This is a genomic window from Thermoactinomyces sp. DSM 45892, from assembly GCF_900107305.1.
Taxonomy (GTDB): Bacteria; Bacillota; Bacilli; order Thermoactinomycetales; family Thermoactinomycetaceae; genus Baia.
Genome location: NZ_FNPL01000005.1, coordinates 188307 through 198638, shown reverse-complemented (window position 1 = coordinate 198638; position 10332 = coordinate 188307). Strand labels below are relative to the sequence as shown.

13 protein-coding genes are annotated in these 10332 nt (G+C 40.1%); 6 read left to right on the top strand and 7 right to left on the bottom strand.

Going from position 1 to position 10332, the window contains the following annotated elements; genetic code table 11:
• Nucleotides 1-185: 185 nt before the first annotated feature.
• Entirely contained in the window at nt 186-719 is a 534-nt protein-coding gene (gene rfbC / locus BLU58_RS05935) for a dTDP-4-dehydrorhamnose 3,5-epimerase (protein ID WP_093291303.1), read from the top strand.
• The gene (locus tag BLU58_RS05930; RefSeq protein WP_093291302.1) at nt 716-1612 is read left to right on the top strand and encodes an NAD-dependent epimerase/dehydratase family protein; all 897 of its coding nucleotides are present in this window, start codon (nt 716-718) and stop codon (nt 1610-1612) included. Before rfbC ends, BLU58_RS05930 begins: the two co-directional genes overlap by 4 nt.
• A gap of 77 nt (nt 1613-1689) precedes the next feature.
• Here BLU58_RS05930 and BLU58_RS05925 read toward each other — a convergent pair whose 3' ends face one another.
• The 4 genes from BLU58_RS05925 to BLU58_RS05910 are packed head-to-tail and all read right to left on the bottom strand — an operon-like array spanning nt 1690 to nt 5536.
• The gene (locus tag BLU58_RS05925) at nt 1690-2919 is read right to left on the bottom strand and encodes a class I SAM-dependent methyltransferase (RefSeq protein ID WP_093291301.1); all 1230 of its coding nucleotides are present in this window, start codon (nt 2917-2919) and stop codon (nt 1690-1692) included.
• Between the two features lie 13 nt (nt 2920-2932).
• A complete protein-coding gene (gene rfbG / locus BLU58_RS05920; RefSeq protein WP_093291300.1) occupies nt 2933-3988 on the bottom strand; it encodes a CDP-glucose 4,6-dehydratase in 1056 nt (351 codons plus the stop codon).
• A gap of 1 nt (nt 3989) precedes the next feature.
• Nucleotides 3990-4757: a glucose-1-phosphate cytidylyltransferase gene (rfbF, locus tag BLU58_RS05915; protein ID WP_093291299.1), complete on the bottom strand. Its 768-nt coding sequence runs from the start codon at nt 4755-4757 to the stop codon at nt 3990-3992.
• Nucleotides 4754-5536, bottom strand: a complete 783-nt coding sequence (locus tag BLU58_RS05910; RefSeq protein ID WP_093291315.1) for a glycosyltransferase family 2 protein — start codon at nt 5534-5536, stop codon at nt 4754-4756. The genes rfbF and BLU58_RS05910 overlap by 4 nt, the downstream gene beginning before the upstream one ends.
• 417 nt (nt 5537-5953) lie before the next feature.
• Here BLU58_RS05910 and BLU58_RS05905 point away from each other — a divergent pair, with 417 nt between their 5' ends.
• Nucleotides 5954-6271, top strand: a complete 318-nt coding sequence (locus BLU58_RS05905) for a TfoX/Sxy family protein (protein WP_093291298.1) — start codon at nt 5954-5956, stop codon at nt 6269-6271.
• A 35-nt stretch (nt 6272-6306) separates the two neighbouring features.
• Nucleotides 6307-6867, top strand: coding sequence for a GNAT family N-acetyltransferase (locus BLU58_RS05900; RefSeq protein WP_093291297.1), 561 nt, complete (start codon nt 6307-6309; stop codon nt 6865-6867).
• A gap of 16 nt (nt 6868-6883) precedes the next feature.
• On the opposite strand, the gene BLU58_RS05895 is transcribed toward BLU58_RS05900, so the two are convergent.
• The 3 genes from BLU58_RS05895 to BLU58_RS05885 all read right to left on the bottom strand — a co-directional run bounded on the left by BLU58_RS05895 (nt 6884) and on the right by BLU58_RS05885 (nt 8489).
• Nucleotides 6884-7684, bottom strand: coding sequence for a PHP domain-containing protein (locus tag BLU58_RS05895; RefSeq protein WP_093291296.1), 801 nt, complete (start codon nt 7682-7684; stop codon nt 6884-6886).
• A 129-nt stretch (nt 7685-7813) separates the two neighbouring features.
• On the bottom strand, nt 7814-8158 hold the full coding sequence (locus tag BLU58_RS05890) for a transcriptional regulator (protein ID WP_255404621.1): 345 nt from the start codon (nt 8156-8158) through the stop codon (nt 7814-7816).
• Between the two features lie 160 nt (nt 8159-8318).
• Nucleotides 8319-8489, bottom strand: coding sequence for a DUF896 domain-containing protein (locus BLU58_RS05885; protein ID WP_093291295.1), 171 nt, complete (start codon nt 8487-8489; stop codon nt 8319-8321).
• A 77-nt stretch (nt 8490-8566) separates the two neighbouring features.
• Here BLU58_RS05885 and BLU58_RS05880 point away from each other — a divergent pair, with 77 nt between their 5' ends.
• A complete protein-coding gene (locus BLU58_RS05880) occupies nt 8567-9244 on the top strand; it encodes a YneB family resolvase-like protein (RefSeq protein ID WP_093291294.1) in 678 nt (225 codons plus the stop codon).
• Entirely contained in the window at nt 9241-10314 is a 1074-nt protein-coding gene (locus BLU58_RS05875; RefSeq protein WP_093291293.1) for a M42 family metallopeptidase, read from the top strand. Before BLU58_RS05880 ends, BLU58_RS05875 begins: the two co-directional genes overlap by 4 nt.
• Nucleotides 10315-10332 lie beyond the last annotated feature (18 nt).

The following is a 10332-nucleotide window of genomic DNA, read 5'->3' as shown; positions in this document are numbered from 1 at the left end:
CCGCTTAGTTGTATAAAAAAGCAACTGAATGCGGCCTAGCCGTAGTCTGTCTATTGGAACTGGATATTTCTGTTAGCAGATTTGCTCATCTCGAGTAACTACTTTATCAGACATGTTTTAGGCATGTAGGTATAAATATGGAAATAAATAGTTTTTAAAAGTTCTGGGAGAGCGGGTGGTGGTCATTGATTTTTAAAGAGTTAGAATTAGAAGGTGCGTATGTCATTGAATTAGAGCCTATTATCGACCATCGTGGTTTCTTTGCACGGACCTGGTGCGAAAAGGAATTTTCGTCACACGGATTAACTGCTAACTGGGTTCAATGCAATCTCTCTGTTAATAGAAAGAAAGGAACCATGAGAGGAATGCACTATCAAGCTCCTCCGTATGAGGAAGTGAAACTAGTTCAGTGTATCAAAGGTGCTATTTATGATGTCATTATTGACTTGCGTCCTGAGTCAGCTACTTTTAAAAAGTGGACCTCTGTTGTACTAGGAGGCGAAAATAGAAATAGTTTATATATCCCTGAGGGATTTGCTCATGGCTTCCAAACGTTAGAGGATGAAACGGAGGTTTTTTACCAGATGGGACAATATTTCCATCCAGAGAGTGTGCGTGGAGTACGTTTTAATGATCCCGCTTTCCAGATACAGTGGCCAGATCCGGAGCATATTACTATCTCGAAAAAAGACTTATCTTATGAGGATTTTGGGCTATGAAGAAGGTTTTAATAACAGGAGCAAACGGTTGGATCGGAAGGAATGTACTGCAACCATTGCTTGAAAAAGGGTATGAAGTTCATGCAACGAGTACGAAGGTAGTGGATTCTTCGCCCACTCAGTATAACTGGTATCATGTTAACTTGCTTCATTTCCAAGATATAAAAGAAGTAATGAAGCAAGTGAGGCCTACTCATTTGCTTCATCTAGCATGGGAAGCGACCCCCGGACAATATTGGATGTCAAAAGTTAATTACCGATGGGTTCAATCCAGCATAGAGTTAATCTCACATTTCGTTGATTATGGTGGGCAGAGAGTAGTAGTAGCTGGCACATGTGCAGAGTATGACTGGAATTATGGATACCTTACAGAAGAGACAACCCCCTGCTCCTACAAAACCCCTTATGCTGCGTCAAAAAATGCACTGCGAGCCTTGGTACACTCATTTTCAGAGTTAGTGGGTTTGAGTTATAGCTGGGGAAGAGTGTTTTTTTTATATGGCCCAAATGAACACCCACGAAGATTAGTTCCCTCTGTTATCTCATCCATTCGACAGAAAGAAGAAATTTTATGTACGCATGGAGAGCAATATCGTGACTTTTTACACGTAAAAGATGTAGCCAACGCTTTTATAGCCCTTTTAGAAAGCGATATTCAAGGAACTGTTAACATCGCTTCCGGGCAGCCAGTCCAAGTGAAGGAGCTAATTTTAAAAATCGCGAACAAGTTGGGATATGATCAGCCAATTCAGTTTGGAGCGATTCCTTATCCTGAAAACGAATCATACTTTATGGTAGCGAACACGGAGCGGTTAAAACGAATAGTTAGATTTAGTCCAGAATACACATTGGATTCGGGTTTAGAAGATTCGATTCGATGGTGGAAAGAGTAAACAAACGTAAGTCTGTTACAATATGAAACAAACCCTTCTGAACAATTTAATCAGAAGGGTTTGTTTCATATTTTCTACTAAATCACTTCCACCTCTGGGATGATAACTAGGAATTTCCCTCCCCACTCCCGAATAAAAGAACACTGCTGGACAATTTCTTCTCTTAAGTTCCAAGGTAAAATTAAGAGATAATCTGGTTTGGTCTCTTTAAGCATCTCCGGATTCTGTATGGGAATACGTGTGCCTGGTAGATATAGCCCTTGTTTGTGAGGATTAGCATCCACTGTATAGGAAAGAAACTCTTTCCCAACTCCATAAAAGTTTAAAAGGGTGTTGCCTTTAGCCGGTGCACCATACCCCACAATTTGTTTGTTTTCCTGTTTTGCTTGAATCAAGAATTTCAATGTATCGATTTTCAGTGCTTCTATTTTCTTTGCAAATTGGAGATAGCTAGTTAGATTATCTAGGCCTTGCTCAGCTTCTTTTTGTATTAAGTCTCGAACTCTAGCACTTACTTGTAAGTCTTTGTGTTCATGTTTAATAAACAATCTTAGCGAGCCTCCATGAGTAGGAAGTTCTTCCACATCGATAATCTGTAGTTTATAGTGTGCTAAGATTCTTTTTACGCTAACAAGAGAAAAATAGGAAAAGTGTTCGTGATAAATGGTATCAAATTGCTTATGAGTGATTAATTGCAACAGATGAGGAAACTCAATGGTGATGACTCCATCGTCCTTTAGCAATGTTTTTAATCCTGCAACAAAATCATGAAGGTTAGGTACATGTGCTAATACGTTGTTTGCAACAATTAAATCTGCTTGCATATTTTCTGATAGCAATTCTTTAGCTAATTCATTGCCGAAAAATTCGGATATGGTATTTATTCCTTTTTGAAGAGCTGCTTCTGCTACATTTTTGGCAGGTTCGATTCCAAGGGAAGGGATGTTTTTCTTTTGAAAGTATTGAAGCAAGTAACCATCATTGCTAGCGATTTCGATCACCTGTGAGGTCTCTGTCAGATGAAATCTCTTCGTCACCATCTCTACATACGCTTCAGCGTGAAGTAGCCAAGTGGAAGAATAAGAGCTGAAATAAAGATATTCATTAAAGATATGGTGTGGGGATTCAAATTCACTTAACTGAACGAGTAAGCAGTTTTTACAGACAAACGTATGAAGAGGATAGAAGGGCTCCATCTTGTTTAATCTATCAGAATCTACAAATGAGTTAGCAAGAGGAGAAACGCCCAAATCTAAAAAAGTGTGCTCTAAGCTGGATTGACAAAAACGACATTTTTTATGATTCACTTTTAGCGACTCCTTATTTCGTAATGAATGTATTGATTTGTTGATATGTAAACGCAGATAGATCTTCTCCGGCTATACACCTCTGATACCAATCCACAGTCCAGGCAAGTGATTCTTCTGTTGATAACTTAGGAGTCCATCCTAATTTTTCTTGTGCTTTCGTACTATCAAGTGTCAAGATCAGTGATTCGTAAAAGGAAGAGGAGGTAGGATAGATGACTTCTAATTCTTTCTCCCATAGATTCATAGTCATTTCGACTATTTTTTCGACTGTAATAGAAGGTTGATTAATGGGCCCAAAATTCCAAGCTCCTGAGTATTTCTCATCTTCCCACAACTTCTCAGCTACAAGCATATAACCTTGAAGAGGTTCAAGAACATGTTGCCACGGGCGAATTGCATGGGGGTTTCGTAAATAGAGTTTCTCCGAGTTTATATAACATCTCATGAGATTTGGTATTAAACGACCTTCCGCCCAATCCCCTCCGCCAATCACATTACCAGCACGTACAGAGGCTAAACGGAGGGAGGAGTCTTGAAAAAATGATTTTTGATAGGAGGTTGCGATTAATTCAGCACAAGCCTTACTTGCACTATAGGGATCATAACCACCTAACCGGTCACTTTCTTGAAAGGAATAACCACCTAATCCGTCGTTTTCATAGCATTTATCACTTGTTACATTTATGATAACCTTGATACTTGTTACATTTTTGGCTGCTTCTAAAACATTGGCTGTTCCAATCACATTTGTTTCAAACGTGGAAAGTGGTTGTTTATATGAGGTATGTACCAGCGGTTGAGCTGCTAAATGGAAAACAATTTCCGGTTGAGCTGCATTCATGACTTGTAGCAAGGATGAGTAATCAGTAATCGATCCCTGTAGAGAGTGGCACTCTTTTTCTACATTTGCTTGTTGAAATAAATAAGGGCTTGATGGTGGATCTAATGAATATCCCACGATATCTGCCCCGAGTGAAGCTAGCCATAATGTAAGCCAAGACCCTTTGAATCCAGTATGTCCTGTAATAAAAACCTTTTTCTTGTGCCAAAAGCCCTTATGAACCATCTCACCAAACCTTCCAAGGAGCTTCTCCGCTTTCCCACAGCTCCACTAATTTTTTCTTATCACGTAATGTATCCATGGGATGCCAGAAATCATTGTGAAGATAGGCGTTTAATTCTCTCTGTTCCGCTAACTGAACTAAAGAATCTGTTTCCCAAATGGAATCATCACCGGAAATATAGTCAAAGATTTGAGGCTCCAATACGAAAAATCCTCCATTAATCCAAGCCCCATCTCCTAAAGGCTTTTCTTTAAATTCGGAAACGCTGTCACCATCAAGTATCAGTGAACCAAATCGACCAGGGGGTTGAATGGCAGTAACAGTAGCTAGCTTCCCGTGTTCTTTATGGAACTGAATTAAATCTGGGATATTTACGTTGCTTACCCCATCGCCATACGTAAGGCAGAAGGGTTCATCTCCGATTGCATGTTGGATTCGTTTAATACGCCCGCCAGTCTGGACATTTTCTCCTGTGTCGATAAGAGTTACCTTCCAAGGATCAATTTGAGGCAAATCGGTACTTATTTCATTTGTACGTAAATCGATTGTAAAGTTGGACATATGTAGATAATAATTTTTGAAAAAGTCTTTTATGACATGACCTTTATATCCCAAGCAAATAACAAAATCTGTAATGCCATAATGACTAAAAAATTTCATGATATGCCAAATAATAGGCTTACCACCGATTTCAATCATTGGTTTTGGGATTAAATGCGTTTCTTCACCAATTCGAGTACCATAACCGCCAGCAAGAATTACGGCTTTCATTTTACACCTCCAAAATATGGAAACATATTTTGGTATTCATTCGTTTGCCGCAGGTCTGATGTTCTTTTTGATATTTCTGAATACCATGTTTCCAATTGATTTCTATCCACACGATGATGTATTCCCGCCGACGGATGAGGAGCTAGTGTGGGACCAATTTGTAATTTTCTTTGTATGATTTCTTCGTTCCATGGACTATATCCAAACCATAAGATAAAGGCATAGTCTGGATATGGAATAGAAGGATGTCCAGAAGCATGCCTCCCGGCAACATAGGCCCCGTGTGAATGACAATGGATAAATCTCCCACGACTATTGGACCCGATGTAATGCCAACGAAGTTGATCGAGGAAATATCCATGATATTTTTGTTCCACTAAGGGACGTTCGTAAGTAAGTTTTTTATGACGATCATCAGGATGATCAACCATGAAAATCCCTTCTATGTGATACATCTGAGAGCCGGAGCTACTGAGGGAATGTAAAAATTGAGCTTTATCAGCGAAACAAAGGAATTCGGTAATATTTAAAACTATTTTCCAACCAATCGCTTCTGTCTCTGTTTTCATTACGTCATGATCCGTTTGAAAGACATCAAAAAATGAGCCCGTATTTGAATGACGAACCTCCCAATGGGGTGCATAGTGTTTACAAATTTCTACCGACCTATCCGTAGAGCCTTTATTAATTAAAATCCCGTGATCGAATATTTTCGTATGATGCATTAACCACCATGGAAGCAAATATTCCTCATTGTAAAAATGTGCGATGACGGTCATTTTCACGTAAAATACCACCCTATTTAGAAATATATTGTGTTACTCATCAGTATTCGGACGCATACGATGATATTCATCTCGCGTTGGAAAATCTATAGTATGAACTCTAAACAATTAGCTTACAAAAGTGTAAGGTTTTTGTAAGCTAATTTAGTAGTCCGAACCTTCATTTTGGTTTATAACTATCTTATAAGGAATGAAAAACACCATCCGTTTTGCCAACCAGTTGGTGTTTAGACAATCCTAACAACCCTGCCCGGGTTGCCATATGTGAAGAATATTGATTAAAGGACTTGAGGCGTAGTAAACTCAAGTCCTTTCTATTTGGGGTATGGAAACCAAAAATGAAATATGAGATCATATGCACATAAGAGTTTGAAGAGAACCATTCATATGGTTGATCGAGAGGGATAAAAGATGGCAACAACAACCGACTATATCAAATATGTCTGTGGTCAGATTGAGGGAGTAGGAGAAGTACGCTACCGGAAAATGTTTGGTGAGTACATGGTGTATGTCAATGACAAGCCTATTTTACTTGTGTGTGATAATACTGTCTTTGTAAAAATATTGCCGTGTATTGAAACACATATGGCAAGCGCTATTAAAGGTTTCCCTTATGATGGAGCGAAAGAACACTACGTATTGGATATTGACGATACGGAGCTAACTAGAAAAGTCGTTGTAGCATTGGAATCGGTTATACCTATCCCGAAGCCTAAAAAGAAGAAGTGACATGAGATACACAATCTGTCTAGGGAGGTGGACGTATGAAGCTACACTCGAGCAGAGTTTATATCCGTCCCTTAGAAGTAACCGATACTGAACATCTAGTACAACTACTTCTTAGGAACCGAGATTTCTTTCAACAATATGATCCTATTCGTCCGGAATCGTATTACTGTACGGAAGTACAAACCGAACAAATCATATCTGCTACTAAGTCACTAGAAGATGGAAGTGGCTATGCATTCGGCATTTTTTTAGAGGGTGATCACACGCTAATGGGTCGAGTATCCCTTTCAGCCGTTTCTCGAGGTCCTTTTCAAAATGCTTATTTAGGCTACTATTTAGACCAACAATACAATGGCAAAGGGTATACCACAGAAGCAATACAACTCATACTCCAGTATTGTTTTCAAAAGATTGACTTACATCGAATTCAAGCAGGTGTTATGCCCAGAAATACAGCATCCATTCGTGTATTAGAAAAAAATGGATTTCGTCGTGAAGGACTTGCTGAGAGATACTTACGGATTAATGGTCAATGGGAAGACCATCTACTATATGCTATTACACAGGAAGAGTTTAGCATTACATCTGTATTGTAGACTGGCATTCATACATTTAAGTGGGCTTTTTGATAAAATCACCAAGTTTATGAGAGGGGTTATGATAGTCAGATCCTCCCGTGACAAAGAGTTGGTGCTCTCGGGCAAGACGGAGATAGTATTCGGAGTCTTCCCAAGAGTGACTTCGATGCCATACTTCAATCCCATCAAAGGGATTCTGTAGGAGGAGAGGGACCCAGCTACGATCAGGGAGATAGACGGGGTGTGCTAAAACGGCTTTCCCCCCCGTTTGGTGGATCATCTTAATTCCATCCTCTACAGAGATTTCGAGTTTATCCTCGGCTGCTGGCTTTCCGTCTCCCAAATAATGATCAAAAGCAAATTGGAGGTCAGGGACATAACCCTTTTTTACAATGGCGTGTGCAATATGAGGGCGAGCGATTAAGTGATCACCACTAAACTCCTTTACATCGTCTAAAGAGAGAGGCATACCAAGCCGGCATAACTTCGTTACAATTCTCTCAGCTCTATGTGTTCTTGCTTCCCGAAATGGTCGAAGGAGTTCTTCTAGCAGATCCAGATCCTCCATTCCATAACCTAAAACATCAATATTTTTCTTTTGAAATCGAGTGCTTATTTCTACACCTGGGATCACATCGATTCCTGCTTGTATACCAGCCGATCTAGCTTCCTGAACACCATATATAGTATCATGGTCTGTGATAGCAATCGTTTTTAGCCCTTTATGTCCTGCTTGTTGTACGATTTCAGAAGGAGTGAAAACTCCATCAGAGGCAGTTGTATGGATGTGCAGGTCGAAGGAATACAAGGGGAGATCTAGATAAATGCTAGCCATTTAGCCACCTCATCTTGGAACTTTGTTTAGGTTAATTTCCCACGATTCAAACCCTGCTTACCTTCTACACGCTGGAAAAGTGAGTCATTTTTTCTAGGGTATGCAGAGCACATGATTTGGAATCCATGGTTAGCCTGGAAAGGCGATGTTCGTTTCTTGAGACCACTGTTTGGTAATCTCCCGAATGTGATCAATTTGCTTCCAATATTCAGTAAGAGCATGGGACCCAGTTGGAGTAATTTGGATGGTTGTCTGGGGAATTTTCTTTCGGAGAAAAGACTTTCCGATCAAGACATAATTCGCTTTTTCTAGCTTAGAAAGATGACTAGACATGTTTCCTTTTGTGAGGCCAGTCAGTTCTTGTAAGAAGAGAAATTCAGCCATCGAACAAGCTTCTAGTGCACTCATGATAGATAGCCTGGCAGGTTCGTGAATCAGTTTATCTAAACGAGCCATCTCCTTAAAAGGCATCATAGGTTGTAGCCACTCCTCTAACAATGATTAACTAGTTTGTATTATAAACTAAATACGCATTTATGTATATATTTCTGTAAATTTATGTCATATTTCATAAGAAAAAGGACTTGTTGACATAATCAACTAGCCCTTTTTCTGTGGTTCGATATAATAGGGTTTAGTCTACAAATTCAATTGAATCAAGTTGTTGCTTCATCTGACCGCGGATCCCTGCAAGATAGATTTTGTATAGTTTAGCTTGCTCTTGTTTTTCTTCTTCGGTAAGACCCTCTGTTTTTTTCTTGTGAGCCAGCTCATTGATACGCTGGATTAATTCTGGACTAATCATGTCAATCACTTCCTTCTATCATACTTTAATAGATTTTGACAGGTACTGCAAGATTGAGAGGACGGGATAGATCCACCATGAATGCCATCATCTATGCACGAGTTAGCACAAAAAAAGAAGAACAGGTGACGAGCTTAGAGAGACAACGAGAAAATTTAGTTTGCTGGGCTGAGGAATTAGGTATGCCAGTAGTGGAGATAGTAGAGGAACAGCATAGTGGATTTGATCTAAATCGTCCTGGATTAGGGCGGCTATTACAAGCGATCCGAAAGCACAGAATTAAATATCTCTTCATCCAAGATGATACTCGGCTCGGACGGGGAGAAGCAAAACTAGCAGTGATTCATCAATTATGCAAATTAGGGTGTAAGATTTATAGCTTTCAACAGAAAAAAGAGCTAGAGTTAGAGGCAGGAGAATCAACTGTTCTTCATATTATTGCGAAGGTAGAAGAATTGCAACGCAAGATGATGAACCAAAAAATAAGCTGGGGAATGCAACGAGCGGTAAAAGAAAAGGGATATAATCCAGCTAAAAACTTGAAAAACCAAGGAAATGGCGGTCGTGAAAAGATTGAGGTCCCGATAGACCAGATTGTTGCATTGCGCGAAAAAGAGCTAACGTATGATGAAATTGTGGCTACTCTTAAAGGATTTGGTTACTCTATTTCAAGAGCAACGGTTCATCGTCGCTATACGGAATACATACTCACACAAGAAGCAAAGCTGAAACAGGAATGGGAGGAATCACGATGAAAACAGTCGATTGGAAGTTACTCGAAGAGCTTACACAAGCTCCAGGGGCACCTGGTCATGAACATGAAGTAAGGAAAATAATGGAACGCGAAATCAAAAAATATACTTCTGAGTTGGTTTCTGACTCCTTAGGTGGAATTTTTGGTATAAAAAAAGGAGCAATAGACAGTCCTAGAGTACTAGTAGCAGGTCATATGGATGAAGTATCCTTTATGATTACTCGGATCTCGAAGGAAGGATACCTTTCCTTTACAGCGCTTGGAGGATGGTGGTCTCAAGTACTCCTATCACAACCATTTGAAGTTTTTACTACTTCGGGGCAAGCGATTCATGGAGTAATCGGGTCCACTCCGCCTCATAACCTAACCCCAGAGGAACGTACAAAAGTATACCCTATGAATAAAATGTTCCTCGATATAGGGGCCCGTGATGAGGAGGAAGTACGGAGTTGGGGCATAAGGGAAGGTTGTGTCATGATCCCTTATTCTCCTTACCGTGAACTGGAAGGCGGCCATCGCTTGCTGAGTAAAGCATTTGACAACCGATTAGGTTGTGCTATGTCCTTAGAAGTATTGAAGGAACTACATAAAGAAGAGCTACCTAATACATTAATCGCTGGTGCCACTACACAAGAGGAAGTGGGGCTGCGCGGGGCACAGACTTCTGCGGTGCTCACAGAGCCTGATGCTTTCTTTGCCATCGATGTATCTGCTGCTGGAGATAATCCGGGTGCGAAAGATGCATTTGGCTATCTAGGTAAGGGAGTACTAATTCGGATTTTAGACCGCACGATGATCACACAACCTCGCATGCGAGATTATCTTTTAGATACAGCAGAGTCCCTCGGAATCCCATATCAAATATTTGTTTCACAAGGAGGCACTGATTCCGGAAAAGTTCATCTTTCAGGAAAGGGCGTTCCATCTGCTACATTGGGAGTATGTGGAAGATATATCCACTCCCATACGACCATTGTCGACCGAGAAGACGTAGAAGCACTGAAGATATTTTCCACTGAATTAGTACGCCGATTTGACAACAGTACATTCCAATCTTTGATTTATCGGTAATAACCGGAAACCCCTTCT